The organism is Paragemmobacter kunshanensis, assembly GCF_011059185.1.
GTDB lineage: Bacteria > Pseudomonadota > Alphaproteobacteria > Rhodobacterales > Rhodobacteraceae > Paragemmobacter > Paragemmobacter kunshanensis.
The window spans coordinates 103,125-129,715 of record NZ_JAALFE010000014.1 but is presented as its reverse complement, the minus strand read 5'-3'; the positions used below and the strand labels follow the sequence as shown (position 1 = coordinate 129,715).

The 26,591-nt window shown below is 67.1% G+C and carries 27 protein-coding genes; 9 read left to right on the top strand and 18 right to left on the bottom strand.

Annotated elements, in window-relative coordinates; translation table 11 throughout:
• The 12 genes from G5V65_RS14780 to G5V65_RS14725 all read right to left on the bottom strand — a co-directional run.
• Positions 1 to 859: IS110 family transposase (locus G5V65_RS14780; protein WP_165051506.1), on the bottom strand; the 859-nt coding region annotated here is incomplete at its 3' end.
• Positions 860 to 955: 96 nt separating this feature from the next.
• A complete protein-coding gene (locus G5V65_RS14775) occupies positions 956 to 2,539 on the bottom strand; it encodes a vWA domain-containing protein (RefSeq protein WP_165051504.1) in 1,584 nt (527 codons plus the stop codon).
• A gap of 78 nt (positions 2,540 to 2,617) precedes the next feature.
• Positions 2,618 to 3,163, bottom strand: a complete 546-nt coding sequence (locus G5V65_RS14770; RefSeq protein WP_165051501.1) for a flavodoxin family protein — start codon at positions 3,161 to 3,163, stop codon at positions 2,618 to 2,620.
• Between the two features lie 175 nt (positions 3,164 to 3,338).
• Positions 3,339 to 3,896 (bottom strand): fasciclin domain-containing protein, encoded by a 558-nt coding sequence (locus tag G5V65_RS14765; protein ID WP_165051499.1) that lies wholly within the window; start codon positions 3,894 to 3,896, stop codon positions 3,339 to 3,341.
• A 95-nt stretch (positions 3,897 to 3,991) separates the two neighbouring features.
• The gene (locus tag G5V65_RS14760) at positions 3,992 to 4,660 is read right to left on the bottom strand and encodes an anti-sigma factor (RefSeq protein WP_165051496.1); all 669 of its coding nucleotides are present in this window, start codon (positions 4,658 to 4,660) and stop codon (positions 3,992 to 3,994) included.
• Positions 4,657 to 5,202 carry a sigma-70 family RNA polymerase sigma factor gene (locus G5V65_RS14755; protein ID WP_165051494.1) on the bottom strand — a complete coding sequence of 182 codons (546 nt, stop codon included), beginning with the start codon at positions 5,200 to 5,202 and terminating at the stop codon, positions 4,657 to 4,659. Before G5V65_RS14755 ends, G5V65_RS14760 begins: the two co-directional genes overlap by 4 nt.
• Before the next feature lie 61 nt (positions 5,203 to 5,263).
• Entirely contained in the window at positions 5,264 to 7,309 is a 2,046-nt protein-coding gene (locus tag G5V65_RS14750; RefSeq protein WP_165051492.1) for an ASKHA domain-containing protein, read from the bottom strand.
• A 75-nt stretch (positions 7,310 to 7,384) separates the two neighbouring features.
• Positions 7,385 to 8,539 carry a CaiB/BaiF CoA transferase family protein gene (locus G5V65_RS14745; RefSeq protein WP_165051490.1) on the bottom strand — a complete coding sequence of 385 codons (1,155 nt, stop codon included), beginning with the start codon at positions 8,537 to 8,539 and terminating at the stop codon, positions 7,385 to 7,387.
• Between the two features lie 122 nt (positions 8,540 to 8,661).
• Complete coding sequence (locus tag G5V65_RS14740) at positions 8,662 to 8,886, bottom strand: N-(5'-phosphoribosyl)anthranilate isomerase (protein WP_165051487.1); 225 nt, start codon at positions 8,884 to 8,886, stop codon at positions 8,662 to 8,664.
• A 40-nt stretch (positions 8,887 to 8,926) separates the two neighbouring features.
• Positions 8,927 to 9,907: a methyltetrahydrofolate cobalamin methyltransferase gene (locus G5V65_RS14735; protein ID WP_165051485.1), complete on the bottom strand. Its 981-nt coding sequence runs from the start codon at positions 9,905 to 9,907 to the stop codon at positions 8,927 to 8,929.
• Between the two features lie 15 nt (positions 9,908 to 9,922).
• Entirely contained in the window at positions 9,923 to 10,843 is a 921-nt protein-coding gene (locus G5V65_RS14730) for a methylenetetrahydrofolate reductase (protein ID WP_165051483.1), read from the bottom strand.
• A gap of 25 nt (positions 10,844 to 10,868) precedes the next feature.
• On the bottom strand, positions 10,869 to 11,171 hold the full coding sequence (locus tag G5V65_RS14725; RefSeq protein ID WP_165051480.1) for a virulence factor: 303 nt from the start codon (positions 11,169 to 11,171) through the stop codon (positions 10,869 to 10,871).
• 287 nt (positions 11,172 to 11,458) lie between these two features.
• Here G5V65_RS14725 and G5V65_RS14720 point away from each other — a divergent pair, with 287 nt between their 5' ends.
• Both G5V65_RS14720 and G5V65_RS14715 read left to right on the top strand, forming a co-directional pair.
• Positions 11,459 to 12,598, top strand: a complete 1,140-nt coding sequence (locus G5V65_RS14720) for a Ppx/GppA phosphatase family protein (protein WP_165051478.1) — start codon at positions 11,459 to 11,461, stop codon at positions 12,596 to 12,598.
• A complete protein-coding gene (locus G5V65_RS14715; protein ID WP_165051475.1) occupies positions 12,595 to 13,356 on the top strand; it encodes an RlmE family RNA methyltransferase in 762 nt (253 codons plus the stop codon). Before G5V65_RS14720 ends, G5V65_RS14715 begins: the two co-directional genes overlap by 4 nt.
• 115 nt (positions 13,357 to 13,471) lie before the next feature.
• Here the strand turns inward: G5V65_RS14715 and G5V65_RS14710 are convergent, their stop codons facing one another.
• Positions 13,472 to 14,041: a YcbK family protein gene (locus tag G5V65_RS14710; protein ID WP_165051473.1), complete on the bottom strand. Its 570-nt coding sequence runs from the start codon at positions 14,039 to 14,041 to the stop codon at positions 13,472 to 13,474.
• 391 nt (positions 14,042 to 14,432) lie between these two features.
• On the opposite strand from G5V65_RS14710, the gene G5V65_RS14705 reads away from it, so the two are divergent.
• From G5V65_RS14705 to G5V65_RS14690, 4 genes are read left to right on the top strand one after another with little or no spacing between them, the layout of a single operon-like run.
• Positions 14,433 to 16,019: a L,D-transpeptidase family protein gene (locus G5V65_RS14705; RefSeq protein ID WP_241250580.1), complete on the top strand. Its 1,587-nt coding sequence runs from the start codon at positions 14,433 to 14,435 to the stop codon at positions 16,017 to 16,019.
• A gap of 36 nt (positions 16,020 to 16,055) precedes the next feature.
• Positions 16,056 to 17,150, top strand: coding sequence for a UDP-3-O-(3-hydroxymyristoyl)glucosamine N-acyltransferase (gene lpxD / locus G5V65_RS14700; RefSeq protein ID WP_165051471.1), 1,095 nt, complete (start codon positions 16,056 to 16,058; stop codon positions 17,148 to 17,150).
• 32 nt (positions 17,151 to 17,182) lie between these two features.
• Entirely contained in the window at positions 17,183 to 17,443 is a 261-nt protein-coding gene (locus tag G5V65_RS14695; protein ID WP_165051468.1) for an acyl carrier protein, read from the top strand.
• Positions 17,440 to 18,636: a beta-ketoacyl-[acyl-carrier-protein] synthase family protein gene (locus G5V65_RS14690; RefSeq protein WP_165051466.1), complete on the top strand. Its 1,197-nt coding sequence runs from the start codon at positions 17,440 to 17,442 to the stop codon at positions 18,634 to 18,636. The genes G5V65_RS14695 and G5V65_RS14690 overlap by 4 nt, the downstream gene beginning before the upstream one ends.
• A 67-nt stretch (positions 18,637 to 18,703) precedes the next feature.
• Here the strand turns inward: G5V65_RS14690 and G5V65_RS14685 are convergent, their stop codons facing one another.
• Entirely contained in the window at positions 18,704 to 19,342 is a 639-nt protein-coding gene (locus G5V65_RS14685) for an invasion associated locus B family protein (protein ID WP_241250579.1), read from the bottom strand.
• Positions 19,343 to 19,825: 483 nt separating this feature from the next.
• Between G5V65_RS14685 and G5V65_RS14680 the strand changes: the two genes are divergently transcribed.
• Positions 19,826 to 21,424, top strand: coding sequence for a helicase HerA-like domain-containing protein (locus G5V65_RS14680; protein ID WP_165051464.1), 1,599 nt, complete (start codon positions 19,826 to 19,828; stop codon positions 21,422 to 21,424).
• A gap of 130 nt (positions 21,425 to 21,554) precedes the next feature.
• Positions 21,555 to 21,785 (top strand): hypothetical protein, encoded by a 231-nt coding sequence (locus tag G5V65_RS14675; protein WP_165051462.1) that lies wholly within the window; start codon positions 21,555 to 21,557, stop codon positions 21,783 to 21,785.
• Between the two features lie 21 nt (positions 21,786 to 21,806).
• Here the strand turns inward: G5V65_RS14675 and G5V65_RS14670 are convergent, their stop codons facing one another.
• The 4 genes from G5V65_RS14670 to G5V65_RS22715 all read right to left on the bottom strand — a co-directional run bounded on the left by G5V65_RS14670 (position 21,807) and on the right by G5V65_RS22715 (position 25,828).
• A complete protein-coding gene (locus tag G5V65_RS14670) occupies positions 21,807 to 23,105 on the bottom strand; it encodes an HlyC/CorC family transporter (RefSeq protein ID WP_165051459.1) in 1,299 nt (432 codons plus the stop codon).
• A 79-nt stretch (positions 23,106 to 23,184) separates the two neighbouring features.
• Complete coding sequence (locus G5V65_RS14665; protein ID WP_165051457.1) at positions 23,185 to 24,132, bottom strand: site-specific tyrosine recombinase XerD; 948 nt, start codon at positions 24,130 to 24,132, stop codon at positions 23,185 to 23,187.
• A gap of 3 nt (positions 24,133 to 24,135) precedes the next feature.
• Positions 24,136 to 25,704, bottom strand: a complete 1,569-nt coding sequence (locus tag G5V65_RS14660) for a hypothetical protein (RefSeq protein ID WP_165051455.1) — start codon at positions 25,702 to 25,704, stop codon at positions 24,136 to 24,138.
• Positions 25,694 to 25,828 (bottom strand): hypothetical protein, encoded by a 135-nt coding sequence (locus tag G5V65_RS22715; protein WP_277602960.1) that lies wholly within the window; start codon positions 25,826 to 25,828, stop codon positions 25,694 to 25,696. Before G5V65_RS22715 ends, G5V65_RS14660 begins: the two co-directional genes overlap by 11 nt.
• 217 nt (positions 25,829 to 26,045) lie before the next feature.
• Here G5V65_RS22715 and G5V65_RS14655 point away from each other — a divergent pair, with 217 nt between their 5' ends.
• The gene (locus tag G5V65_RS14655) at positions 26,046 to 26,591 is read left to right on the top strand and encodes a shikimate kinase (RefSeq protein ID WP_343162852.1); all 546 of its coding nucleotides are present in this window, start codon (positions 26,046 to 26,048) and stop codon (positions 26,589 to 26,591) included.

Genomic DNA, 26,591 nt, shown 5'->3' with positions numbered 1-26,591 from the left:
TCAGAATAACGGATGCCGCCTCGTATAGGAGACCTCGGAGGTGATGATCACCCCGTCGGGATATGTGGCCCTTATAATCGACTTCGCCGGACTGATAACGGCGGGTCGTTAGCCCGACCCAAGCACCAACAGATCTGGATTTCTGGAAGTTGTCCGGGCTTTCGATTGCCGCGACAAACGATGTCGCCGTGATGGCGCCCACTCCCGGGATCGACATCAGGATCCGGCAACCATCGTTCTGTCGGGCTTCTGCGGCAATCTGGCGTGCAAGTCGGGCGGCCTGCAGACGGGTTGCGCACCAGGCGTCGAGCATCGGCAGCAGGATTTCTGACAGCTTTGGTTGATCGGAAAGCAGGCGACGTACGTGTCCTTCGAATGTGCTGCCTTTGCCAGCCGGGATAAGCAGCCCAAAAGTTTTCATGAACCCTCTGATATGGTTGGAAAGATCAACTGTGATCCTGACCAGCCGGTTTCTGGCCGCGATCAAGGTCCGCACCAGCATGCTTTCAAAGCCTTTAACTCGCACTTCCCGGAAAAAGCCAATCTCGGCAAGATGCGCCAGACCGTCGGCATCATTCGCGTCGGTCTTGTTCGGTGCCATGTCGAGGGCTGACTTGGCGTGACGGGCGTCAATGCAGATGGCGGGCAAATCTTCGGCCCGGAGAGCATGATAGAACCAGACCGACAAGGGGCCGGTCTCGAACACGATCCGATCAACAGCAGGTGCCCGCTTGCGTACCAGCTGCGCAATGACCGCAGGGTCGGAGACACATTTTCCGCGCCAAACACGCTCCCCATTGCGCCGGATCGATACAGCGGTCTCTTTCATAGAAACGTCCAGACCGATATAATCCTTCATGACTTTTCTCCATCAGATGTTTGGGCTCGCCGTCCAGTCGTGAGCCCGTGTCTTCATCATATCGGGGAGCAGCCACCCTGCTAGTCTTGATGGGGCTTAGGAGGCCGAGGACCCGCGATTACCCCATGTCTGATAGGTTTCGCCGAAGGTATAGCCCATCTCCTTGCGGTTGCCGTTGATATCGGCCTTTGCCGTCTCGAAGCGGATGCCTTCGGCCCCCGGGGCGGTGATCGCGGCCACACCTGCATTCAGCACGACCACGATGTCGCTGCGTTCGCCGGGCTTGATCGTGAAGGGGCTTTCGGCCACGGCCTCGCCGAGGGTGGCGCGCGCCAGATAGTCGCCCGGCGGCAGGTCGAACTGCGCGCCCGCGCCATAGGTATAGGCGATGTCGTTCCGGCTGCCGTCGAGATTGGCCTTGGCGGGGAAGATCTGCACGAAATGATCGCCGCCCTCGACCTGCAGGCCTTCGGCATAGAAGGCCTCGACCACGGCCAGCCCGGTGCCCAGCACGATGTCGCGCGCCGCCCTTTCCCCGGCGGCAAGGACCAGCGGTTCAGAGGCATCGGCCGTGCCCAGCCGGGTGTTGATCGCATAATCCCCGGCGGGCAGGACGAAGCTGCCGCTGCCATAGCCATAGGCCAGCACCTCGCCCGAGGGGGCGGCGAATTCGAAATAGGCGCCCGGCGCGGGCTCGCCTTCCTTGATGAACAGCTCCAGCGCGATGATCCCGGCATTCAGGATCATCACGGGCCGCGCCACCGCATCATCCGTCAGCGTCACATCGGCACTGGCCGTAGCCTCGCCCAGCCGCGCCTCGACACGGTAGTTGCCCGGCGGATACTGGTCGCTGCCGAAGCCATGGGTCGTGCCCGCCACCTCGCCCACCGTGCCATCCGCGGCCAGGGGGCGCAGGTCGAAATAGGCGCCCTGCACCTCTTCCACCTCGCCCTCGCCTTCGGCCAGCAACAGGACGGGATCGAAATTCTCCACCTCCTGCGGTTCGGGCGCAGGTTCGGGCGCGGGTTCCGGTTCGGGCGCGGGTTCGGGTTCGGGTTCCGCCACGGCGACGGTTGTCTGCAAGGCCTCGGCCAGCGAGGCGGCATCGCCCGCCTCGATATATCGCCCGCCGGTATTCTCGGCCAGGCAGGCGACGGTGCGCCCCTCTTCCGCCGTCAGGCCAAAGCCCACGACATGGGCCGTGAAATCGACGCCCGAGGCCTCCAGCTCCCGCCCCAGCGCGCAGGGGTCGGCGTCGCAGGTCTCGATCCCGTCGGTGATCAGGATGACCGTGGCCTTCGCCTCGGTCGCGCGCAGTTCCACGGCGGCGCGGCGCACGGCCTCGGTCAGCGGGGTCTTGCCCAGGAATTTCATGCCTGCCGCGGCCTCGGTTATGGCGGCGGCGGTGCCGGGGCCGGGGGGAACGATCACTTCGATATCGCCGCAGGATCCCTTTTCGCGGTGCCCATAGGCCATCAGGCCCAGTTCGGCGGCGGGGTCCACCCCCTGCAGCACGCCCGCCAGCGCCTCGCGCGCGATGTCAAGCTTGGGCCGCCCCTCGATCTGCCCCCACATGGAGCCGGAGCCGTCCAGCACGATGATGCTCTGGCCCTCGGCGAGGGCGCTTGCGGGCAGGGTAAGGGCGAACAGGGTGGCAAGACCGGCGGCACGCAGGGACATGGGGACCTCGGGGCAGGGACAGCCTATACGGAAGGGTAGGTCTGACCCGGTCTGTCTGGCAAGCGGACTCTGCGCCTGTCAGGGATTGTTTCCAGTCAGGAAACCCGCCGCGGCGGCCAGCGCCGCCCCATCGGCCGCGATCTCGCCCGGCGCATCGGCGATGCCGTGCAATGCGCCGCCCCAGCGCATGCCCAGCCAGAGGGCCGAGCGTTTCAGCATGGCTTCGGGCAGGTCGGGCACCGTGGGATCGGGGTCGGCGCGGGTGGTGATCAGATGCAGGGTCAGGCCCGGCGCCCAGTCGGCAAAGCCGGTTTCCGGCGCATCCAGCCAGCCCGACCAGTGATCCAGCAGAAGCTTGGCCGGGGCGGGCAGGCCATACCAGTAGACCGGGGCCACGAAGACGATGTCGCTGGCCGCCCGCATCGCCTGCTGGATCGCGCCAAGCGGGCCTTCGGGCCTGGCAAAGCCGGGGCGCAGGTCGCGGAAGGGGGGCAGGGGGGGATCGGTCAGGTCGATCCAGTGCTGGCCGGCAGTGGGCAGGCATGCTGCCGCGCGGCGGGCCAGCCATTCGGCATTGCCGCCCTTCCGGGCCGAGGACAGAAGAAAGAGAAAGCGCCGTTCCATGCCCGCAGGAAAGGGCAGGGCAGGGAGAGTTGGCAAGGGGAAATCCCGAGAATGCGGAAACTCCCCTTGCCCGCTCCGGCTCCCGTTGTTTGGGGACAGGATAGGGTTGACCGGAGACGTTTCAGGCGCGGGCGGGGGGTGACGTCCCCCGCCCGGCCCGTGCAGCCTGCGCGGGTTACATCGCGGGCAGCAGAACCGTGTCGATCACATGGATCACGCCATTCGATTGCTTCACATCGGCGATGGTGACGGTGGCGACATTGCCCTGCCCATCTGTGATCTTGACCGCGTCGCCTTCCATGCTGGCGGTGAATTCGCAGCCGCCCACGGTGCCGATCTTGTGCATGCCGCCATCGTCGGCGATCATCTTCACGATATCGGTCGACATGGCATTGGCCGCCACGACATGGCAGGTCAGGATCTTGGTCAGCTGATCCTTGTTTTCCGGCTTGAGCAGGGTTTCCACCGTGCCTGCGGGCAGCTTGGCGAAGGCGTCATTGGTCGGGGCAAAGACGGTGAAGGGCCCCGCGCCCTGCAGCGTTTCCACCAGACCCGCCGCCTGAACGGCGGCCACCAGCGTGGTGTGATCGGCGGAATTCACGGCGTTTTCCACGATGTTCTTGTCCGAGAACATGGGCGCGCCGCCCACCATCGGGTTTTCGCTGCCATCGCTTGCCGCCATGGCAAGGGTTGCGGACAGCATCAGGGCCGGGAAGGCAAAGCCGAGTTTCATGTGGTATCTCCCTTGGTTGCGGCAGGATCTCCTGCCTTGCCCGGGAAGCTACGCAGCGCATTGGGGAAGGTTTCAGCGCCCCGAAAAAAGTGCGATCACAGGTCCGTGATCACGCCCGCCGCCACGACCGGCCCCGTCGGCACCCCGGTGGGCGAGCCGCCCTCGGGTTCGACCGAGACCGCCAGCGTCCAGCCCGTGGGGGCGGCCGGATAGGGCACGGCCAGGCTTTCGCCCGGCATCAGGCCCAGCGAGACGGGGGCCGCATCCGGCGCGATGATCCAGATTTCCTGCACCTGCCCCGCCGGGGCGGCGCTGCCCGCGACCCGCGTCACCGTCAGTGCCTGCCCGTCAAAGCGCGCCTCGAAGCGCAGGGCGGCATCCGCCTCGCCCAGGGTGGCGACCAGCCGCGCGGTGGGGGCGGCTGGCGGGAACAGCGCCAGCGCCACAAGGACCAGCGCCGCCGCCGTGGCAAGCCCCGCCAGCCAGCCGAACAGCGGGCGGCGCGCGGGCGGCGGTTCCACCGGGAAAAGCCGCGCCTCGATCCGGGGCAACATGTCTTCGGGGGCTGCTACCTCGGGATAGGCGTCGTCCAGATCGGCCAGCCGCGTGGCCCAGGCGGCGACACGATCGGCAAAGGCGCTGTCATGCTTCATCCGCGCCTCGGCGGCGCTGCGCTCGGCCATGTCCAGCACGCCCAGCACATATTCCGCGGCCAGCGCGTCATCGGCTTCCAGCGGGGTCAGGGGGATATCGTCGGTCGTCATGCGTCCAGACACTCCCTGAGCTTGAGGAGACTGCGGCGCAGCCATGTCCGCATGGTGTTCAAGGGCACGTCATGGCGGGCCGCCAGATCGGCATAGGACAGCCCGCCCAGATAGGCGCCGCGCACGGCCTCGGCGCGGTCTGGCTCCAGCGTCTGGAAGCAATCGGCGATGCGCCCGGCCTCGCCCAGGGCGATCAGCCGGCCTTCCGCGCCGGGCGAGGCATCGCGCAGCTGATCCAGCGCCTCGGGCCCGGCGTCGGCCGCCTCATCGGGGCGGGCGCGCAGGCGGTCGATTGCGTGGTTGCGCGCGATGGCGATCAGCCATGTCATGCCGCGTCCCTTTGTGGCGTCAAAGCGCCCGGCACGCAGCCAGACGCGGGTGAAAACTTCCTGAAGCGCTTCTTCCGCCTCGGCCCTTTGACCAAGCATACGCAGAAGGACGCCCATAAGTTTCGCCGAGGTGCGGGAATAAAGCTCGCGAAAGGCCGCGCGGTCCTGCCGCGCCACCCGGTCGATCAGATCTGCTACCGGGTCTTCCGACATTGTCTTCCTGCTTCGCGCCTGCCGCCATTGTAAGGCGACAGACGCAGAAGGAAAGGCCCGATCAACCGCGACGGCGACGCCGCCCCTCGCCGCCGCCCGATCCGCCCGCGTTGAAGCTGACATCGGGCAGGGTGACGATGGCGTTCAGTTCGGGGAAGGGATCCGTCGCATGCGGAATGGCATTGGCATTGACGAAATGTTCCTGGAACTTCGGCTCGATCGCGGTTTCCACCTTGTGGATCTGATGCACCGTCGCCTCGATCTGGTTGCGCGCGGCCACATTGCACAGCGCGATGCGCGCGCCGGTCCCGGCTGCATTACCGGCACTGGTCACCTTCTCCAGCGGCACATCGGGGATCATGCCTAGAACCATTGCATGTTTCGGGCTGATATGCGCGCCAAAGGCCCCGGCCAGCGTGACACGGTCGACCTTGTCCACCCCCATCGTATCCATCAACAGCCGCGCCCCTGCATAAAGCGCCGATTTCGCAAGCTGGATCGCGCGGATATCGCCCTGCGTCACCATGATCCGCGGCCCGCCCTCAAGGCTGCCATCATGCAGGATGTAGCTGTGCGTCCGCCCCTCGGGCGTGCAGCGCCAGGTGCCGGTCTGTTCCGGGCTGCCGATCAGCCCGCCGGGATCGAGAAGGCCTGCCAGCCGCAGTTCCGCCACCGCCTCGATGATCCCCGATCCGCAGATGCCGGTGATGCCGGTCTGCCGTGTCGCCTCGGCAAAGCCTTCATCGGTGGACCACAGGTCGCTGCCGATCACCTTGAAGCGCGGATCCTTGGTGACGGGGTCGATTTCCACCCGTTCAATGGCCCCCGGTGCTGCGCGCTGGCCGCTGGAAATCTGCGCCCCCTCGAAGGCCGGCCCGGTGGGCGAGGAACAGGCGAGGACGCGGGTTTCATTGCCCAGGAGGATCTCGGCATTGGTGCCGACATCGACGATCAGGACCATGTCCCTGGATTTGTTGGGTTCTTCCGACAATGCCACGGCGGCGGCATCGGCCCCCACATGGCCCGCGATGCAGGGCAGCACATAGACCCGCGCCGCGCGGTTGAGATTGGTCAGGTCCAGATCGCGGGCATCCAGGCTCAGGCTGCCGGAGGTGGCCAGCGCAAAGGGCGCCTGGCCCAGTTCCACCGGATCTATCCCCAGAAGCAGGTGGTGCATCACGGGATTGCAGACAAAGACCACCTCATAGATCGCGGCAGGGTCCACCTGCGCCTCTACGGCGATGGAGGCCGCCAGCGCATTGATCGCCTCGCGCACCGCGCGCGTCATCTCCACATCGCCGCCGGGATTCATCATGGCATAGGAGACGCGCGACATGAGGTCTTCGCCAAAGCGGATCTGCGGGTTCATCAGGCCCGAAGAGGCCAGCACCGACCCATCCTTCAGATCGCAGAGATGCGCCGCGATGGTGGTGGAGCCGAGGTCGATGGCCAGCCCGTAAAGCCCGCCCTCATGGAAGCCCGGCCAGAGGTCCAGGATGCGGGGCGTCGCGTCATGGTTGCCCTTGTGCAGCGCAACCGTGACCTTCCATTCCCCCTTGCGCAGCACGGGTTGCAACCGCCGCAGCAGCGACAGATCGGCCGAGACATCCGCCACCTGCCACTGATCGCGCAGCGCGATGGCAAGGCGTTCGAAATCGCCCGTGGGTTCGTGCATGTCGGGCTCGGCCACCTCGACGTAAAGCAGGCGCGTGGCGGGATCCATCACGATGTCGCGCTGGGTGGCCGACTTGCGGATCACCTGCTTGTGGACCTGGCTTTCCGGGGGCACGTCGATCACCACATCGCCCATCACCTTGGCCTGGCAGCCCAGACGGCGGCCATCCAGCATGCCGCGCTTGGACTTGTAACGCTCTTCCACCGCGTTCCATTCGGTCAGCGCATCGCTTTCCACCGTCACGCCATGTTTGGGGAAATCGCCATAGCTGGGGGTGATCTGGCATTTCGAGCAGATGCCCCGCCCGCCGCAGACGGAATCGAGATCCACCCCAAGCTGCCGCGCCGCCGTCAGGACGGGCGTTCCCAGCGGAAAGCGCCCGCGCTTGCCGGACGGGGTAAAGATGACGAGGGCATCGTCTTGATCGGACATGAGTTCACCGGTGTTTCCTTGCGCGTCCCTGTTCTAGGCCGCGCCGCGCCGCCTGCAATGCCGGATTGCGTCGGATCAGGGTTCGCCTGCGTCAAGCCAGGCCAGGATCGCCGCGCGGTCGCCGTCCAGTTCCGGCGCGGGCGGCCGCCCGGCCGCTTCGGCAAGGCCCGTCATCTTGATCGGATTGCCCGCCGCCACGAATTCCGGCCCGCCCGGGCGGGGGGCAACGGGCAGGATCATGTTGCGCGCCAGAACCTGGCGGTCGCGCATCGCCTGGGCCATGTCCTGCACCCGGCCTGTGGGCACGCCCGCCGCCTCCAGCCGCGCGATCCAGTGATCCGCTGGCTGCTGGAGGGTGACCGCCTCGATCAAGCGTTTCAGAAGATGGACATTCTCGCAGCGCGCGGCATTGCTGGCAAAGCGCGCATCACCCGCCAGCGGCAGATCCAGCGCCGCCGAGAGCCGGGCAAAGATCGCGTCATTGCCCGCCGCGATGACGAAAAAGCCATCGGCGGCGCGATAGGTGGAAAAGGGCGTGATCGTGGGATGGCGCGCGCCGGTGGGCCCCGGGGGAACGCCCGTCGTGCCGGTGATGGCCAGGCTGTGTTCCTGGATGGCGATCTGCGCATCCAGCATGGCGATGTCGATCTTCGCCCCCCGGCCTGATCTTTCCCGGGCATAAAGCGCCGCCAGCACCCCCTGCGCCAGATACATCCCCGCCACGATATCCCCGATCGAGGCCCCCACCCGGACCGGCGGCCCGCCCTCCTCGCCCGTGATCGACATCACCCCGCCGCGCGCCTGCACGACCATGTCATAGGCGGGCTTGCCCGCATCCGGGCCGCTATGGCCAAAGCCTGATACCGCGCCATAGATCAGCCGCGGATGGCGGGCCTGCAGCGCCTCCCAGCCATAGCCCAGCCGCTCCATCACGCCGGGGCGGAAATTTTCCAGCAGGATGTCGGCCCGGGAAAGCAGCCGGTCGAACAGCGCGCGGTCGCCTTCGGCCTTGAGGTCAAGCGCGATGGAGTGCTTGCCCGCGTTCAGCGCCGCGAAATAGGCCGATTCTCCATCGCGAAAGGGCGGAAAGGCGCGGGTGTCGTCGCCGGTGCCGGGGCGTTCCACCTTGATCACCCGCGCGCCCAGATCCTGCAGGGTGGAGGAACAGAAGGGCCCGGCAAGGACATGGGTCAGATCGAGGATGGTGATGCCGGAAAGAGGGGCAGGCATGGGGGGCTTTCCTTGCGCGATGTCACCCCCTCAGGTTAGCCGCACCTCAACGATTTTTCTGCGAAAAATCAGAGGTGCAGGGCCTGAATTTTCGCAGAAAATTCGTTGGCCCTGCGGCCTTGTCAGAACAGCAGATGCACCGGGCCGGAATGGCAGACCACGATGAACTGGTCGGCGGTCTGCATCAGGTGAAACCCGCGCTGGCGCACCTCGGCGATGAAACGCTCACGCCCGACCTCGCGGTCGATCCAGGTGACATTGCGGCGGATGACATGGCCATCCGCCGCCTTGGCCGAGAAGATCAGCCGGATCCACGTATCTGACGATGATTGCCTGACGGTCTGCATGGGGCGAAGCCTAGCCGCCCCATGGTTGCGAAAGGGTTAATCAGCCCCGGCCGCGACGGCCGCCGCGGCGGCCCCCGGCGGCCTGGGATGCCGCGCTGGAGGCCTCGGCAAAGGTCATGCCGCCTTCGACGGCTTCCAGCACCTTGGCAAAGCGGATCCATTCGCCGCCATTGGCATCGTGGTTCATCAGGAAGTTGGCGGCGCGGATCGCCTCCATCTCCTGCTGGCGGACCGGGTTCATGATCGCGCTGGTCATGCCCGCGCCGATGGCCATGGGCAGGAAGGCCCCGTTGATGCCATGGCGATGCGGCAGGCCGAAGGAAATGTTCGACGCGCCGCAGGTGGTGTTCACGCCCAGCTCATCCCGCAGGCGGCGGACCAGGGCAAAGACCTGCTGGCCCGCGCTTGCCATGGCGCCCACCGGCATCACAAGCGGGTCCACCACGATGTCATGCGCCGGGATGCCGAAATCGGCCGCGCGTTCCACGATCTTCTTCGCCACGGCAAAGCGGACATCCGGGTCGGGCGAGATGCCGGTATCGTCGTTCGAGATCGCCACGACCGGGACGTTGTATTTCTTCACCAGCGGCAGGACGAGTTCCAGCCGCTCTTCCTCGCCCGTGACCGAATTCAAGAGGGGGCGGCCTTCGCAGGCCGCCAGGCCCGCTTCCAGCGCGGCGGGGACCGACGAATCGATGCAGAGCGGCACGTCCACCGTCTGCTGCACGATCTCGATCAGCGCCTTCATCAGCGGCGGTTCGACAAAGTTGTTGTCGGCATAGCGCGGGTCTTCGGCCATCTTGTTGGTGAAGACGGCGCCCGAATTCACGTCCAGCACCGTCGCCCCGCAGGCGACCTGTTCCAGCGCGTCCTTGATGACGGTTTCGAAATTGCCCGCCTCCAGTTCCGCGGCCAGCTTCTTGCGGCCCGTCGGGTTGATGCGTTCGCCGATCACGCAGAAGGGTTCATCGAATCCGATGATCACGGTTTTCGTTTTGGATTCCAGGACGGTACGGGTCATCGTTGAACCTTTTTCTTAGGCGTTTGCCGGACGGCCCGAGGCGCCGCCGTTTTCGGTTGTCCAGGTGGCATTGGTCTTGATGCCGCCAAGGGGGAAGAAGTGGACGGCTTCGATCCCGAAATCGGGGTTCTTCGCCTTGTGCGCCGCCAGCGCGCCCACGAATTCGGTGGGTTCATAGGGCAGCAGGAGTTTCGTCACATCCATCGCGCGCTTCTGCAGCACGCGGAGCGAGGGACCGACGCCGCAGGCGATGGCGAATTTGATCAGCGTCTGGAGTTTCGCAGGCCCCGCCACGCCGATATGGACGGGCAGGGCGATCCCTTCGGACTTGAGCCGGTCCACCCAGGCGATGACGGGGTCGGCCTCAAAACAGAACTGGGTGGCCATGGCCATCTTCGCATCGGTGCGTTCCGCGAAGGCCGATTTCCAGCGCGCGGCTTCCATCACCATCTTGTCCGAACCGTCGGGGTCGATGTCCTTGTTCCCTTCGGGGTGGCCCGCGACGTGCAGCCGTTCAAAGCCGTCGAAGGCCCCGGATTCAAGGAGTTGCATGGAGGTGTGGAAGTCGCCCACCGGCTGCGCCACGCCGCCCGCCAGGATCAGGCCCTGCTTCACATCGGCCTCGCCCCTGTAGCGGGCGACCCAGTCGGTCAGCGTCGCCTTGTCCTTGATGATGCGCGCGGGGAAATGCGGCATCACGGGGAACCCTTCGGCGTTAAGGCGCCTGGCGGTCGCCACCATATCCTCGATCGGGGTGCCGTCGATATGGGCGATGTAGACGCGGGTGCCTGCGGGCAGGATGTCGCGGAAGCTTTCCACCTTTTCGGCGGTGCGCGGCATCACCTCGATGGAAAAGCCCTTGAGGAACGCTTCCATCTCGGCCGGAGCGTTCGGTGCGGGGGCGGCTGCCTCGCGGCGGAAGTTGAACAGGGCCATCAGGCTCTCCCTCAGGGTCAATGGATCAGGCCTTCGCCCAACCTTCGGAATCGATCAGCGCCTTCAGGCGCGCGGTGTCGAACTCGGTCTCCAGCCTTGCGGCTTCGGCCCTGGCGATCTCGTCCGGATCACCATCCACTTCATAGGGCGGCGCTTTGCGCCATTCGGCGAGATAGCTGTCGGTGTCGCGCGCGCCCACCTTCATGGCGCAGCGGTCGATGGCCTGCTCGAACCGTTCGGTCAGCTGGACCTTCGATCCGCGCCGGCCCTTGCCGACGATCACCTGCGCCGGGATATCGCGCCAGTAGACGATGGTGACTTCGGGCATGATTCCCTCGCGTTGTGTTGACCCTGTTGATAGCGCCGAACCACGACAGGCGATGTCGGTTTTCGACATGGCGCGGGCAGAAGGCGACCCGTCTTCCCCCGCTGCACGGGGTATCGCAGTTTCCCGCGCCGCGCGACGGGCAAGCCGTGCGGGAACACGGAAAAATCTTCAAGGAAATGATGAATCCGGTCGAAATCTTTCGGGATGCGACCCTGACCTGTCGGCACCGCTTGCCTTGCGGCGGCAAAGAGCGTTACCATCGGAGCAACCACAGATGGAGGGCGGTCATGACGCCCCAGCGTCCCCGGGGGGCGGACGCGATCCCGCAGCGCAAGGCTGCGCCCGAGGGCGTGCCTCATGCGGTCGAACCGTCAGTTCCCCATCCGCCGGGGGCGGGCACGCTTTATGCGGCGCTCGACCTTGGCACGAACAGTTGCCGGATGCTGATTGCCCAACCGCGGGGCAGCCAGTTTCAGGTCGTGGACAGCTTTTCCAAGACTGTCCAGCTGGGTGTGGGGCTTGAAGCCTCGGGCCGGTTGTCGCGCGCCTCCATGGGGCGCACGGTGCAGGCGCTGCGCATCTGCCAGAAGAAGATCGAAAAGCACGGCGTCCGCCGCATGCGCCTTGTGGCGACCGAGGCCTGCCGCCGCGCGCGCAATGCCAAGGATTTCATCCGCCAGGTGCGGCGCGAAACCGGGCTGAGCCTGGAAATCATCGCGCCCGAGGAAGAGGCGCGGCTGGCCGTCATCTCCTGCGCGCCGCTGGTCAATGCGCGCACCGAACAGCTGCTGGTCGTGGATATCGGCGGGGGGTCCACGGAACTTGTCTGGATCGACCTGTCCGATGTGCCGCCCGAAGATCGCGCCCGGTCCATCATGGGGCTGCATCGCGGGTTTCAGTCGCAGGGCGACCGCTCGGCCCGGGTGGTGGACTGGATCTCGGTTCCGCTGGGGGTGGCCACGCTGAAGGACCAGTTCGGCGATGTCGAGGATGACGCCGCGCGCTTTGCGCTGATGAGCTGGTTCTTCGAGGAAAATCTCGCCAGCTTCTCGCCCTACAATGCCCAGAACCCGCGCGACGGGTTCCAGATCATCGGCACTTCGGGCACTGTCACCACGGTGGCCGCCAGCTACCTGAACCTGCGCCGCTATGACCGGACGAAGGTCGACGGCTTGCAGATGACATCCGACCAGATCGACCTGGTGATCCGCGAATACCTCGCCCTCGGCCCCGAAGGCCGCCGCACCGATCCGCGCATCGGGCGGGATCGCCATGCGCTGATCATGTCCGGCGCGGCTATCCTTCAGGCGCTGATGCGGGTATGGCCCACGGATCGCCTCTCGGTGGCCGATCGTGGCCTGCGCGAGGGGCTGTTATACGCACAGATGAGCGCGGATGGCGTTCTGGAGGACGGACCTTACGCATGACCGAAGGCAAGGGAACATCAGGGCGCGGCCAGCGCGAATTGCGGGTGCGGGTCAAGACGGCCAAGGGGCGCAAGCTTTCCTCCACCCTCTGGCTGGAGCGGCAGCTGAACGATCCCTATGTCCAGCGCGCCAGGAAAGAGGGCTATCGCGGCCGCGCGGCCTTCAAGATCCTGGAACTGGACGACAGATACGGATTCCTGCGCCCGGGCGCGCGGGTGGTGGATCTGGGCTGCGCGCCGGGCGGCTGGTGCCAGGTGGCGGTGGTGCGGGTCAATGCGCTGGGGCAGAACCCGAAGAAACCCGTGGGCACCGTGCTGGGTGTCGACCTGCAGGAGGTGGAGCCGATCCCGGGCGCCACGATCCACCAGCTTGATTTCCTGGCCGATGATGCGGATGAAAAGGTGAAGGGCTGGCTCGGGGGCCGGGCCGATGTGGTGATGTCGGACATGGCCGCCGCGGCCTCGGGGCACAAGGCCACCGACCATCTGCGCATCGTGGCCCTGGTCGAGGCCGCGCTCGCCTTCGCCTTCGACGTGCTGGAGGATGGCGGCACCTTCGTGGCCAAGGTTCTGGCCGGCGGGGCCGAGAACGAGATGCAGGCCATGCTCAAGCGCAACTTCTGCAAGGTGGCCAATGTGAAGCCGCCCGCCAGCCGGTCGGACAGTTCCGAGAAATTCGTCGTGGCCCAGGGCTATCGCGGCCGCGAGATTGCCGATGGACGGGGCGATGCGGGGCAGGGCGGCGACAGCCGTGACTGACGGCAGCGCGGGAGGCGGCGATTGATGCCGGGGCGGAAACGCCCGATCCATGGCAAGACATGAAAAGGGGCGCCACTGGCGCCCCGTTCTTTTCGACCGAAGGGATCGGCGGAAATCAGCCGCCCCAGTGGCGCACCGGCCCGCAATCCATATGCACGAAGTTCGACCGCGAATAGCGCCCGACCCCGCCCGAGGCGCAGGCCTCGGCCGCCTTGGCCATCTGCCCGACAGAGCGCGACTTCAGCCGCAGGTCGGCCGCCTGGCCCTTCATGTGAAGCGAATTGCGCGCCACGCCGCCCGACTTGGACCGCAGCATCGCATTGGTCGCCGGGCTGCGATAGCCCGACAGCAGCATATAGGGTTCCGACACATCCATCAGGCTATGCGCGGCAGCCATGATGTCGATCGTGCGCAGGTCCATCTTGATCGTGTCGTTGGACCGCCAGTCGCGCATGAAGTGATTGATTTCCTTGACGACTTCGGGGATGTACTCGCCCTCGATCCAGTAGATCGTATCCAGGCTCTCGCCGGTGCGGCCCGAATACATGCGGACCCGGCGGATATCGCCCGCGCCCCGCAGCAATCCGAAGGCGTTGGAGTAGGTCGGTGCCGCCACAACCAGCGTCGCCGCGAATGCGCCAAGCACGCCACGGCGCGAGACCCCAAGTTTCGTGGTTTCTGTCATTCTGACTGCTGTCCCCGGTTCGTCGTCGCTGCTTTGAGAGCAGCTTTCGTGCCACTCGTCCCCCAAGTGCCCGGTCGTTATGGCACAGGTCGATTCGCAGCCCAAGCGCTGATTGCCCTCTCAGGCAGCAGCAAGGGGCCAATCGGCAAATTTTCGCTGAATCCGGTCCGGGCCATGGCGATTTTCTGCGCCTGTTGCAGCAAGGGCGCTTTTGCCCGGATGGAAACAGATGGCCCCGCCCGCGCCTTCTTTCCAGCAAGGTTGTGAATAGACTCTGCTTGGGGAATCACCCAAATTGGCGCAAATACAGCGAAATTCGCCTATGCCGGGGAAAGTCATGGTCTTGTCAGTTTCGGGTCAGCCAGCCTGCCGCGCGCCGCGGATGCGCCGGATGGGCGCGGCGCTTCTGCTTTCGGCGGCCCTCGCGCTTCCCCCGCTCGCCTCTGGCGCCCAGCAGGCGCCTGCCGCTGCGCCCTTCCTTCAGGCGGTCGCGGCCGCGCTGGCCGAGGATGCGGCCTTGGGCGATTTCTACCGCGCCCGCGGCTATCGCACGCTCTGGACCGGGGCCGAGGATGCGGCCCGTCGCGCCGCTCTCCTCTCGGCGCTGGACGGGGCGGCCGCCCATGGCCTGCCGGTGGCCCGCTATGATTCCGCCGCCCTGCGCGCCGCCTATGCCGCCGCCCTGACCGAGGGGGATCGCGGCCGGCTGGAAGTGCGGATGTCGCGCGCCTTTCTCGATTACGCCTCTGATGTCGCAACCGGCGTGCTTGATCCGGAAAAGGCCGATGCCGGCATCCACCGCGAGGTGACGCGCCTCGATCCGCTGCGCCTGCTGGCGCAGGTGGAAAAGGGCGATCCGGTGGCGCTGCTGCGGGCGCTGCCGCCGCGCGCGCCGGAATATGCGCGGCTGATGAAGGAAAAGCTGCAACTCGAATCGCGCATCGCTTCGGGCGGCTGGGGCCTGCCTGTTGCCGCCGCTGCGCTTGGCCCGGGCGATACCGGGCCCGCCGTCGTGGCCCTGCGCGACCGTCTGGTCGCCATGGGCTATCTGCGCCGCTCCAGCACGGCGGTCTATGATGCGGCCCTGCAGGCGGCGGTGCAGCGCTTTCAGATCGACCATGGGCTTCAGGCCGATGGCCGCGCCGACGAGGCGACGCTGGCCGAAGTGAACGTCGCGCCGGAAGACCGCGTGAAATCCATCGTCGTCGCGATGGAGCGTCTGCGCTGGATGCATGACACCGTGCGCGGCGCGCGGCATATCTGGGTGAACCAGCCCGATTTCACCGCCAAGATCGTGGATCACGGCAAGGTCACCTTCCAGACCCGCGCGGTGATCGGGAAGAACGTGCCGGATCAGCGCAGCCCCGAATTTTCCGACGAGATGGACCATCTGGTGATCAACCCGTCCTGGGGGGTGCCGCGCTCGATCATCGTCAAGGAATACCTGCCGCTTCTGCAGCGCAATCCCAATGCCGTGAGCCACCTTCAGGTGATCGACCGCAACGGGCGCGTCGTGCCGCGCGGGGCGGTGAACTTCGCCGCCTATTCCGCGCGCAGCTTCCCCTTCGGCCTGCGCCAGCCGCCTTCGGACGGCAACGCGCTGGGGAAGGTGAAGTTCATGTTCCCCAACCCCTACAACATCTATCTGCACGACACGCCCGCGAAGGAACTCTTCGATCACGAGGTGCGCGCCTACAGCCATGGCTGCATCCGCCTGGCCGATCCCTTCGATTTCGCCTATGCGCTGCTCGCCGCCCAGTCCGACGATCCCAAGGGCCTGTTCCAGAGCCATCTGGACAGCGACCGTGAGACGGTGGTGAAGTTTCAGGAAAAGCTGCCCGTGCATCTGGTCTATTTCACCGCCTGGCCCACCGCCAAGGGCGAGATGACCTATCGGCGCGATATCTATGGCCGCGACGGGCGCATCTTCGATGCCCTGACCGAGGCCGGGGTGGCCTTGCGCGGCGTTCAGGGGTAAGGCTCGGTGCAGACTGCCTGACCAAGGACGCTGCCCATGGCCCATACGATCCGCGACATAGCCCTGGCCCTTGGGGCCGAGGCCGTGGGTGATCTGGATATCGTCGTCACCCGCGCCGCCGAACCGCACAGCGCCGGCCCCGATGCGCTGGCCCTGGCGATGGATCCGAAATATGCGGGCGGCATCGCCAGGGGGGGCGCGCTGGCCGCGCTGCTCTGGCCGCAGGCCGATTGGCGCGGGCTCGGGCTGAAGGCCGCGATCTTCGCCCCGCGCGGGCGGCTGGCCATGGCGGGGCTGACCGTGCTGATGGATCCCGGCCCCGAGATCGCGGCGGGCATCCATCCCCTGTCGGTGATCGACCCCGGCGCCGAGATCGGCGCGGGGGCCGCCATCGGCCCCTTCGTCACCATCGGGCGCGGCGCGGTGATCGGCCCCCGCGCGCGCATCGCAAGCCATGTCTCCATCGCCGAAGGCGCGCGGATCGGCGCGGATGCCCTGATCCTGCAGGGCGCGCGCATCGGCGCGCGTGTCACCATCGGCGACCGCTTCATCTGCCAGCCCGGCGCCGTGATCGGCGCGGACGGCTTTTCCTTTGTCACGCCCGAGAAATCGGGGGTCGAGGAGATCCGCGAAACGCTGGGCACCCGCGAAGGCATCAAGGATCAAAGCTGGACGCGCATCCACTCGCTCGGCGCGGTGACGCTGGGCGATGATGTGGAGGTCGGCGCCAATGTCTGCATTGATCGCGGCACGATCCGCGACACCAGCATCGGCTCTGGCAGCAAGCTCGATAACCTTGTCCACATCGGCCACAACGTGCAGGTGGGGCGCGATTGCCTGCTCTGCGGGCAGGTCGGCATCGCGGGATCGGCCCGCATCGGCGACCGCGTGGTGATGGGCGGCCAATGCGGGGTGAATGACAATATCTTTGTCGGCGATGACGTGATCGCCGGGGGGGCCACCAAGATCTTCACCAATGCGCCTGCGGGGCGCGTGCTGCTGGGCTATCCGGCGGTGAAGATGGAAACCCATGTCGAGATGCAGAAAGCCCTGCGCCGCCTGCCGCGCCTTGCCGCACGGGTTGCGGAAATCGAACGCTCTGTCATTCCAAAGTCATCCGGGACCGACTAGATCGGGGCAACGGTATGCCAGGAGGGACGGGCATGGATCTGCAGCAGAAGGTGATCGCCATCCTGGCCCGTCAGGCCGTGCTGGATGTGTCGGACGTGACGCCCGACAGCACGCTGGAAAGTCTCGGGATCGACTCGCTCGGTCTGGTCGAGGCGATCTTCGCCATCGAAGAGGCTTTCGACATCTCGGTTCCCTTCAATGCCAATGATCCCGCCCGCTCGGGTTTCGACATGACAAGCGTGGCCAGCATCGTGGCGGCGGTCGAAGGGCTGGTCGCGCAGAAGGCGGCATGAGGCGCGTCGTCATCACGGGGGCGGGCACGGTGAACCCGCTGGCGCAGGATCTGGCGGGAACCCTGGCCGCGATGCGCTCCGGGGCCTGCGGCATCGGCCCGCTGGACATCCCCGATGTGGAACGGCTTTCGGTGCGGATCGGCGGGCAGGTGCGCGGCTGGCAGGCGGCAGACCATCTTGACCGCGCGGTGATCGCCACAGCCGACCGCTTCGCCCAGTTCGCCCTTGTCGCCGCCGCCCAGGCCATGGCCCAATCCGGGCTGGAGGTGGGCGAGGGGGCCGATTGCGGCGTCATCCTCGGCACGGCGGGGGGCGGGCTGCAAACCTCGGATGACAGCTATCGCGCGGTCTATGCCGAAGGGAAAACCCGCGTGCATCCGCTGACCGTGCCGAAACTGATGCAGAATGCCGGGGCCAGCCATCTGTCCATGGCGCATGGCATCCGCGGGCCGGTCTTCACCGTCTCCACCGCCTGTGCCAGTTCCAATCATGCCATGGGTCTGGCCTTCCAGATGGTGCGCGCAGGCGCGCTGCGGGCCGTGCTGACCGGCGGGTCCGAGGCGATGCTCTGCTTCGGCGGGATCAAGGCATGGGAGGGGCTGCGCGTCATGTCCGCCACCGCCTGCCGCCCCTTCAGCGCCACCCGCGACGGGATGGTGCAGGGCGAGGGCGCGGCGGTCTTCGTCTTCGAGGACCGCGACAGCGCGCTCGCCCGCGGCGCCCCGATCCTGGCCGAGGTGGCAGGCTTTGCCATGACATCGGACGCAGCCGATCTGGTTGCGCCTTCGGTCGATGGTGCTGCGCGGGCGATGCAGGGGGCGCTGGCCGATGCCGGGCTTGCGCCGGGGGAGGTGGGCTATATCAACGCCCATGGCACCGGCACCGCCGCCAATGACCGCACCGAATCCGCCGCCATCCTGCGCGTTTTCGGCCCCGCACCGCCGCCCGTCAGTTCCACCAAGGCCATGCATGGCCATCTGATCGGCGCGACCGGGGCGGTGGAACTGCTGGCCTGCCTCTTGGCCCTGCGCGAGGGCGTGATCCCCCCCACGATCGGGCATCAGGAAGACGATCCCGAATGCCGGATCGACGTCGTCCCCAATCTGGCCCGCGCGGCGCGGGTCGAGGTAGCGCTGTCCAATGCCTTTGCCTTTGGCGGGCTGAACGCCGTGCTGGCGCTGCGCCGCGCCTGATCGCCCGACCATGGAAAAAGGGCCGCATCCTGCGATGCGGCCCTTTTCGTGCAATGCGCTTGCCGGATCACTCCTGCGCGGGGGCCTCGGGCCGGGTCGCGGCGACGGCGTCGAAGCCTGCGGTGAAGCCCTTCAGCGACATGTCCAGCGCCACCGTCTTGTCGGGGGCCACGGCGGGCACGATCGTCATCGTGGCCTTGCCGCCCGCCTTGAAGGCGGCGATTTCCTCGGCGGTGAAGCCGACGCGGGCGACACAGCCCATCTGCCCGCAGAAGGTGAAGGGATAGACCTTCGGCTGCGCGGCATCGACGCCCAGGCGCAGCCCGGCGGTCAGCAGGGTTTCCAAGGGCACGATGATCGTGGCGCCAGCCGCCGCCTCGCCGCCTTCGGGCAGGCTGAACATGCCGATCTCGGCCACGGAATTTCCTTCGCCATCCTTCAGCAGCTGGTAAAGCTGGCAGGGCTCGTCCCCTTCGGCCACGCGCACGCAGCGCAGTTCCCAGGAATCGAACGCCTCTTTCACATAGGTCGATCCCGGGCCATCGGCGGGGGCCTGGCCCATGTTCAGCCCGGTATCGGCGGCCGGTGCGGCGGGGGCCTCGGCGGGGGCTTCGGTGGTTTCCTGGGCAAGGGCCATGCCCGAGACCGAGGCAAGGCCCATGGCCAGCACGAGGGCGAGGGAACGGTTCATGGAGGTAAGCGACATTGGATCTGTCCTTGATGTGACTGCTGGCCGCTTAGCATGGGTGGCGGGCGAAGTCAGGGGGCAAAATCGGCATGCGCGAAGCCCGGCCAACCCCCCGCGGCCGAGGCGCGCCCGCCCCGAAACGGGCAAAGAAAAAGGGCCGGCAAAGCGGCCCTTTTTCGTATCGTTATTTGCTCCCTGTCGGACTGGCCGACTTCATGGAAAGGGACGCTAAGCGCTATTCCGCCATCCGTCAACAGGGAATCTGGCGGATGGACGGGCTGAAAACATTAGAAAAAAACTGTCTTTTCGGTCAAAAACCCCCGCCCCGCGCGGCCTGCCGGGCAGGGCAGGGCCGGGCGCAGGGCCGGGCGGGGGCGGCCCTTGTGCAGGGGGCGCGGAACGCGGCACTGGCATGGGCTGCGGAAGCATGTATCTTCGACATCGCGCCCGCCCCCCAAGGGGCAGGCGGCAGGGTTTCAGGCAGTCAGACGGGGGCGGGGCATGACGGGGCAGGACAGCATTTTCGTGGGCGGCGGCGGCGAAGGCCATGGCCTGCCGCAAAACCTCTTGCTGAAATACGGCAACCGCCACGGGCTGATCGCGGGGGCCACCGGCACCGGCAAGACGGTGACGCTGCAGATCCTCGCGGAAGGGTTCTCGGCCGCGGGCGTGCCGGTCTTCATGTCCGATGTGAAGGGCGATCTGTCGGGCTTGGGGGCCTCGGGCTCGGCCAGCCACAAGCTGCATGGCCCCTTCATGGAACGCGCGGCGAAGATCGGGCTCGATCTGCAATACCGCGCCTTTCCGGTGACCTACTGGGATCTCTTCGGCGAACAGGGTCACCCGATCCGCGCCACGGTGGCCGAGATGGGGCCGCTTCTGCTGTCGCGCCTGCTGGAACTGACCGAGGCGCAGGAAGGCGTGCTGAACGTGGCCTTCCGCCTGGCCGATGAGGAAGGGCTGCCCCTTCTGGACATGAAGGATCTGCAGGCGCTTCTGGTCTTCATCGGCGAGAATGCCGATGCCATCTCCACCCGCTACGGGCTGGTGGCGACGGCCTCCATCGGGGCGATCCAGCGCCGCCTTCTGGTGCTGGAAAACCAGGGCGGCGCGCGGCTCTTCGGCGAACCGGCGCTGGATCTGGCCGATCTGATGCTGACCGATGCCGCCGGGGCGGGGCGGATCAACATCCTCGCCGCGGACAAGCTGATGAACAGCCCGCGCCTTTACGCGACCTTCCTGCTCTGGCTTCTGTCAGAGCTTTTCGAAACCCTGCCCGAAGTGGGTGATCCCGACCGCCCCAAGCTCGTCTTCTTCTTCGACGAGGCGCATCTGCTGTTCGACGATGCGCCCAAGGCGCTGGTGGACAAGGTGGAACAGGTGGCCCGCCTGATCCGGTCCAAGGGGGTGGGGGTCTATTTCATCACCCAGAACCCCGCCGACGTGCCCGAAGACATCCTCGGCCAGCTGGGCAACCGCGTGCAGCATGCGCTGCGCGCCTTCACCGCCAAGGACCAGAAGGATCTGAAGATGGCGGCCGAAACCTATCGCCCCAATCCCCGCTTCGACACGCAAGAGGCGATCCGCGATGTCGGCACCGGCGAGGCGGTCACCTCCTTCCTTGAAAACAAGGGCATTCCCGGCATCGTGGAACGCACGCTGATCCGCCCGCCCTCCAGCCAGCTTGGCCCGATCGACCCGGCGCTGCGGGCCTCGCTCATGGCCGCCTCGCCCATGGCGGGCAAGTATGACAAGCCCATCGACCGCGACAGCGCCTATGAGATGCTGCGCGCAAGGGCCGAAGCCGCCGCCCGCGAGGCCGCCGCGCAAGAGGCCGCCGAAGCCCCTGAGCAAGACGCCGCCTCACCCTGGACAAGGTCATCCCCCGGCGCGCGCGAAGGCGGCGCGGATGACGGCTATGCCCGCGCGCGCCGCTATGACGGGGGCCGCGACCCGGCGCCAAAGCCGCGCAGCAGCAGCAGCGGACGCAGCGATTCGGTTGGCACGGCCTTTGCAAAGAGTTTCGCCCGCCAGCTGGGCAGCAAGACGGGGCAGGCCGTGGTGCGGGGCATCCTCGGCTCGCTCTTCCGCAGCCGTTAGGCGGTTTTCTGCCGCAGGGTATGGGGCATTCGGCCCCATCACCCATCCGTCGGCATGGGGCGCTATCCGTAAGCGTAGTGGATATCCGCCGCGACAGGGCGCATCTGTGATCCCGAGGAAGGGATGCGTCATGGCCAAACGGGCAGGAACTCTGGAACTGGTGTCACTCGACGGGCCGCGCCTTGCCGAGGCGCCCGCCGATCCGCAGGCGGCAGGGCACTATTTCGATCAGGCCATCTTCGACCTGCATTACATGTTGCTGTCCGCCCGGGCCGAACGTCTGGCCGCGCATGGGGAATTCGACGATCTGCCCTTCAGCGTCGATCGCCTGGGCAATGTGACGCTGCGCCTGCGCCGCTGATCCCGCAGGCGCAAAGCCCCGTCAGAGCGGGCGCATCTTCAGCCTTGTGATCCGGTTCTCGCGCTTCTGCATCACCTCGAAGCGGAAGCCATGAAAGCTGAAGGCCTGCCCCTCGGCGGGGATCGTCTGCGCCTCGTGGATCACGAGGCCCGCGATGGTATTGGCCTCGTCATCGGGCAGGGTCCAGTCATTGGCGCGGTTCAGGTCGCGGATCGTCATGGCCCCGTCGATGATGTAATCGCCCGCCTCGTTCCGGCTCAGCCCGCCATCCTTGGCCACCACGTCGAATTCGTCGGTGATCTCGCCCACGATCTCTTCGAGGATGTCTTCCAGCGTGATCAGCCCCTGAAGCGCGCCATATTCATCCACCACCAGCGCGAAATGCGTCCGCCGGGCCAGGAATTCGCGCATCTGTTCGTCCAGCGTCGTGGTTTCGGGGATGAAATAGGGCTTCATCGCCACCTTCACGATGTCCAGCCCCGCCAGCGGATCGCCTTCGCCCACCTCATCGCCCCGGGTCAGGCGATGCACCTCGCGCAGCAGATCCTTGGCATGGATCACGCCCAGGATGTTCTCGTCACTGTCGCGAAAGATCGGCAGGCGGGTATGGGGCGAGGCCAGCGCCTGCGCCAGGATCCGCTCTGTCGGATCATCGGCATTGATCATCTCGATCTGCCGGCGATGGCGCATGATCTCGTCCACCGTGCGATGCGTCAGGTCCAGCGCGCCCAGCAGGCGGTCGCGCGCCTCCTTCTCCACCGCGCCCTCGGAATGGCCCAGCGCGATGGTGCCCGCGATCTCTTCGCGGATGGCGGTGATGCGCCCCTCTTCGTTGCCGCGCACGCCCATCAGATAGAGAAGCCCGCGCACCAGCCCCCGCACCACCGCCACGACGGGCGAAAAGACCAGGATCAGCAGGCGGATGACGGGCGCCACGCGGCTGGCCACGGCTTCGGGGAAGGTGATGGCCAGCGTCTTGGGCAGCACCTCGCCGAAGATCAGCACCAGCACCGTCATCACCAGCGTCGCAAGGGCCACGCCCGAATCCCCGAAGAGCCGCGTCAGCAGCGCGGTTGCCAGCGAGGCCGACAGGATGTTGACGATGTTGTTGCCCAAGAGCAGCGCGCCGATCATGCGTTCGCTGTCATCGGTCACCGCCATGGCGGCGGCGGCCCCGCGCGATCCCTTGTCGGCCTGCGCCTTCAGCTTGCCGCGCGAACTGGCGGTCAGGGCGGTTTCGGATCCGGAAAAGAAGGCCGAAAGGCACAGCAGGCCCAGAATGGAAAGGGCGGTGATCCAGAAGGCGGCGTCAAGCGTCATGGTCTGTCCGTGCAGGCTGTGAATGGGGCCGCGGGCAGGCCCGGCCGCGGGCGGAGTATGGGGGCAGGGGGCGGCAGGCTCAAGCCTTGCCCTTCGGGCGGGCCAGCGGGTGATGCTCCAGCACCAGCGATTTCAGGTGATCGTCAAGGACATGGGTATAGATCTCGGTCGTGGCGACATCGGCATGGCCCAGCAGCGTCTGGATCACCCGCAGATCCGCGCCCCCCGCCAGCAGATGCGTGGCAAAGGCATGGCGCAGGGTATGCGGTGTCACCTTGGCCGGGTCCACCCCGGCCAGAACGGCGATGTCCTTGATCAACAGGTGGAAATGCTGCCGCGTCAGATGCCCGCCCCGGCCCGGCCCGGCAAAGAGATGCCGCCCCGCGGGCTTGCCCGCCTTGCGCAGCGCTTCCTCTTCCGCATCGCGATGGGCCAGCCATTCGGCCAGCGCCGCCCGCGCCGGGGGCGAAAGCGGCACCATCCGTTCCTTGCCGCCCTTGCCGCGCACAAGGATCATCTTCGGATCGCCGCGCACGGCCGCGACCGGCAGTTCCACCAGTTCCGACACCCGCATCCCCGTGGCGTAAAGCAGTTCCAGAAGCGCGCGGTTGCGCAACCGCTCGGCCGGGGAGCGGCCCTTGGCCCGCGCGGCCTCCAGCAGGCGGTCCACCTCGTCATGGCTCAGCGTCTGGGGCAGGCGCTGCGTGGCCCCCGGGCCGCGGATGCGCAGGGCGGGGTTGTCCGCGCGCCAGCCCTCGGCATGGGCAAAGCGGTAAAGCTGCCGGATCGAGGACAGCCGCCGCGCCCGCGTGGCCTTGGACAGGCCCGCCGCCTCGCAGGACATCAGATAGGCCTCGACATCCTCGCGCGTGGCGGTGGCAAAAGCCTTGCCGCGCCGCGCGAGCCAGCCCATCACATCCGTCAGATCGCGCCCATAGGCCAGTTGCGTGTTGCGCGCGCTGTCCAGTTCGGCGGCCTGCGCCTCGAGAAAGGTGCTGATCCAGCCGGTTTCGTCGCGCGGGGCCATGGTTCAGCCCCGCCGTTCCAGAAGCAGAAGTTCCAGCGCCGCCCGCCGCGCCGCCCGTTCCATCCCCACCTTGCGCAAGAGGGCAAGCCCGTCCGTCACCCCGTCCAGATCGCCCTGCACCCCGCGTTCGATCATCTCGATGGCCAGAAGGATCGCCTCGCCCACCCGGGCTTCGTCCAGCAGGCGGGCCAGATCCTCGCCCGGGTCATGGCCCAGAAAGGCCGGCGCGATGGCCCGTGACAGGCTGTCGGGCGGCGCCAGCCCCGCCACATCGCCCCGCGCCAGCCCCAGAAGAAAGGCCTCGCGCGGGGTTTCGGCCTTGCGCGACGCGGCGACCGTCTCGAAATCCGGGCCCAGCAGGCCCAGCGTCAGCGCGATGCCCGCCGCCTCGCCGGAAAAGGGGATGGCGGCCAGCCGCTTGCCGTAAAGATCGGCAAAAGCCACCTCAAGCTCGGCCTCGGTCATCAGGGCCCAGATCGCGGGCAGCGCCTGCGCGATGGCCGCCTGTTCGCCCGATTGCAGCGCCGCGTCAAAGCGCTGGAAGGCCGCCACCCTGTCCCAGACACCGCCCGAAGCGGCGGGTTTCCGCGCCGTATACTGGCCCAGGAGCAGGTTCGAGGAAATCGCCCCCGCCCGCGCCAGCCGCTCGGCGGCCTCGATCTGGCTTTTCCATCCCGCCTGCGGGCGCAGTTCGGCATGGGCAAAGGCGATGGGCAGGCTGGCGGTGGACAGCGGCTCGCCGATCGCCTCGAACATCCGCCAGGCCAGCGGCGTCACGCGGGTGGGCGCGGGCAGGGGGGGCTCGCCCTCGAACAGGTCGGGGTCGAGAAAGCGCGACAGGAGCGCGTCCTCCTCATCGGTGATATATCCCAGCGCCTGCCCGGTGCGCAGCGTCAGCGCCGCCGCGTTCCAGTCGCCCGAGCGCGCGAGGCAGAAGATCCGCGCCGGGAAGGTGGGGGCAAGGCCGGGCGATTCCACCATGATGCGGCAACCGCGATCCTCTTCCCCGGTCAGCAGCGCCACGTCGAAACTGCGGCGGAAGAGGCCCGGATCGCGGCTGCCCGCCGCATCCAGAAGCGCGCGCGCCTGATCCAGCGCGCCCATGTCCAGAAGCTTGTCCACCCGCGCGGTCAGAAGCGTGGCGCCCGTTCCCGCATCGGCGGGAGGCTGCGCCTCGGCCAGCAGCACGGTCAGCATCAGCCCGCGCAGCGCGGGCAGGCTGTCCACCCGTTCCGCCCCGATCAGCCGCACGATATCGGCGGCCCGCCCCGGCCCCCAGAGCGCGGCCGGAAGCCCCGTCACCCGTGGCGTCAAGAGCCCCACCGCATCCGCGGAAGGCGCGCCGATCACGCTGACCGCCACCCCCGCAGGGGCAGCCCCGGTCGTGGCGACCGGGGGCCCCGGCTCGGCCTGCGGTTGCGGCTGGGCGGGCGTGGTGACGGATTGCGACAGCCAGTCGATGGCCGAAAGCGGCTCTTCCGCCCCGGCCTGACCCGGGGCCATCACCCCCGCCAGCGCGGCCAGGATCAGCCCGCAGCCCGCCCCGGCGCCAAGGCGCCTTTCAATCGGCATTCAGCGTCACCGGAACCGTCACCTCGGCCTGTTCGGGATCGAGATTGCCCAGATAGGCATAGCCCGTCAGCCCGATGAACCCGAGGATCGCCAGCATCAGCACCGCCTTGAAGATCCGCCCCATATGTCTGCCTTCTCGCCTTCCTGTCCGTTCGTTGCGGACCGATGCAGCCAGTCATGGGCCGCCTGCACCGACTGTTATCGCAAGCCGGGGCAAAAGCCACGTCCCGCGTCGCGATTATATATGGCTTTCATCCCCAGTTCACGCCATTGAGGGGGGCAAGGGAAGCGGTCCGGCGGGCGGAATTGCGCCGGACACGCAGGTGTGATCTGGGCGGCGTGTGATGCAACGGCTGAAAAAGACGGTCGTCATGGTGGGCATGATGGGCGCGGGCAAGTCGGCGGTGGGCAATGCGCTGGCCCGGGCGCTGGGTGTGGCCTTCCGTGATTCGGATGATGAAATCGTCAAGGCCGCCAGCCGCTCCATCCCCGAAATCTTCGAACGCGACGGCGAGGCCTTCTTCCGCGCCCGCGAGACCGAGGTGCTGGCCCGCCTCCTGCGCGGCGCGCCCTGCGTGCTGTCCACCGGGGGCGGGGCCTATCTGTCCGAAGCCAACCGCGCCCTGATCCGCGAGTCGGGCGTCGCCGTCTGGCTGCGCGCCGATCTCGATCTGCTCTGGCAGCGCGTCCGCCACAAGACGACCCGCCCGCTCCTGCGCACCGCCAACCCGCGCGAGACGCTGCGCCAGCTTTACGAGGCGCGCGTCCCGCTCTACAGCCTTGCCGATATCGTCGTGGACAGCGCGGCCGACCTGTCCATCGAAGAGATGGCGCAGAAGGTCGCCGCCGCGCTGGCGCAAAGGCCGGATGTGCTGGAAGGGGAATAG

Coding starts and splice junctions, on each gene's coding strand:
- G5V65_RS14775 (WP_165051504.1), bottom strand. CDS start 2,539: ATGTCCCTGCGTGCCGCCGGTCTTGCCACCCTGTTCGCCCTTACCCTG.
- G5V65_RS14670 (WP_165051459.1), bottom strand. CDS start 23,105: ATGACGCTTGACGCCGCCTTCTGGATCACCGCCCTTTCCATTCTGGGC.
- G5V65_RS14720 (WP_165051478.1), top strand. CDS start 11,459: ATGACGCCCCAGCGTCCCCGGGGGGCGGACGCGATCCCGCAGCGCAAG.
- G5V65_RS14735 (WP_165051485.1), bottom strand. CDS start 9,907: ATGACCCGTACCGTCCTGGAATCCAAAACGAAAACCGTGATCATCGGA.
- G5V65_RS14695 (WP_165051468.1), top strand. CDS start 17,183: ATGGATCTGCAGCAGAAGGTGATCGCCATCCTGGCCCGTCAGGCCGTG.
- G5V65_RS14660 (WP_165051455.1), bottom strand. CDS start 25,704: ATGCCGATTGAAAGGCGCCTTGGCGCCGGGGCGGGCTGCGGGCTGATC.
- G5V65_RS14710 (WP_165051473.1), bottom strand. CDS start 14,041: ATGACAGAAACCACGAAACTTGGGGTCTCGCGCCGTGGCGTGCTTGGC.
- G5V65_RS14725 (WP_165051480.1), bottom strand. CDS start 11,171: ATGCCCGAAGTCACCATCGTCTACTGGCGCGATATCCCGGCGCAGGTG.
- G5V65_RS14715 (WP_165051475.1), top strand. CDS start 12,595: ATGACCGAAGGCAAGGGAACATCAGGGCGCGGCCAGCGCGAATTGCGG.
- G5V65_RS14740 (WP_165051487.1), bottom strand. CDS start 8,886: ATGCAGACCGTCAGGCAATCATCGTCAGATACGTGGATCCGGCTGATC.
- G5V65_RS14755 (WP_165051494.1), bottom strand. CDS start 5,202: ATGTCGGAAGACCCGGTAGCAGATCTGATCGACCGGGTGGCGCGGCAG.
- G5V65_RS14665 (WP_165051457.1), bottom strand. CDS start 24,132: ATGGCCCCGCGCGACGAAACCGGCTGGATCAGCACCTTTCTCGAGGCG.
- G5V65_RS14745 (WP_165051490.1), bottom strand. CDS start 8,539: ATGCCTGCCCCTCTTTCCGGCATCACCATCCTCGATCTGACCCATGTC.
- G5V65_RS14675 (WP_165051462.1), top strand. CDS start 21,555: ATGGCCAAACGGGCAGGAACTCTGGAACTGGTGTCACTCGACGGGCCG.
- lpxD (WP_165051471.1), top strand. CDS start 16,056: ATGGCCCATACGATCCGCGACATAGCCCTGGCCCTTGGGGCCGAGGCC.
- G5V65_RS14750 (WP_165051492.1), bottom strand. CDS start 7,309: ATGTCCGATCAAGACGATGCCCTCGTCATCTTTACCCCGTCCGGCAAG.
- G5V65_RS14765 (WP_165051499.1), bottom strand. CDS start 3,896: ATGAAACTCGGCTTTGCCTTCCCGGCCCTGATGCTGTCCGCAACCCTT.
- G5V65_RS14680 (WP_165051464.1), top strand. CDS start 19,826: ATGACGGGGCAGGACAGCATTTTCGTGGGCGGCGGCGGCGAAGGCCAT.
- G5V65_RS14730 (WP_165051483.1), bottom strand. CDS start 10,843: ATGGCCCTGTTCAACTTCCGCCGCGAGGCAGCCGCCCCCGCACCGAAC.
- G5V65_RS14760 (WP_165051496.1), bottom strand. CDS start 4,660: ATGACGACCGACGATATCCCCCTGACCCCGCTGGAAGCCGATGACGCG.
- G5V65_RS14705 (WP_241250580.1), top strand. CDS start 14,433: ATGGGCGCGGCGCTTCTGCTTTCGGCGGCCCTCGCGCTTCCCCCGCTC.
- G5V65_RS14770 (WP_165051501.1), bottom strand. CDS start 3,163: ATGGAACGGCGCTTTCTCTTTCTTCTGTCCTCGGCCCGGAAGGGCGGC.
- G5V65_RS14685 (WP_241250579.1), bottom strand. CDS start 19,342: ATGTCGCTTACCTCCATGAACCGTTCCCTCGCCCTCGTGCTGGCCATG.
- G5V65_RS22715 (WP_277602960.1), bottom strand. CDS start 25,828: ATGGGGCGGATCTTCAAGGCGGTGCTGATGCTGGCGATCCTCGGGTTC.
- G5V65_RS14690 (WP_165051466.1), top strand. CDS start 17,440: ATGAGGCGCGTCGTCATCACGGGGGCGGGCACGGTGAACCCGCTGGCG.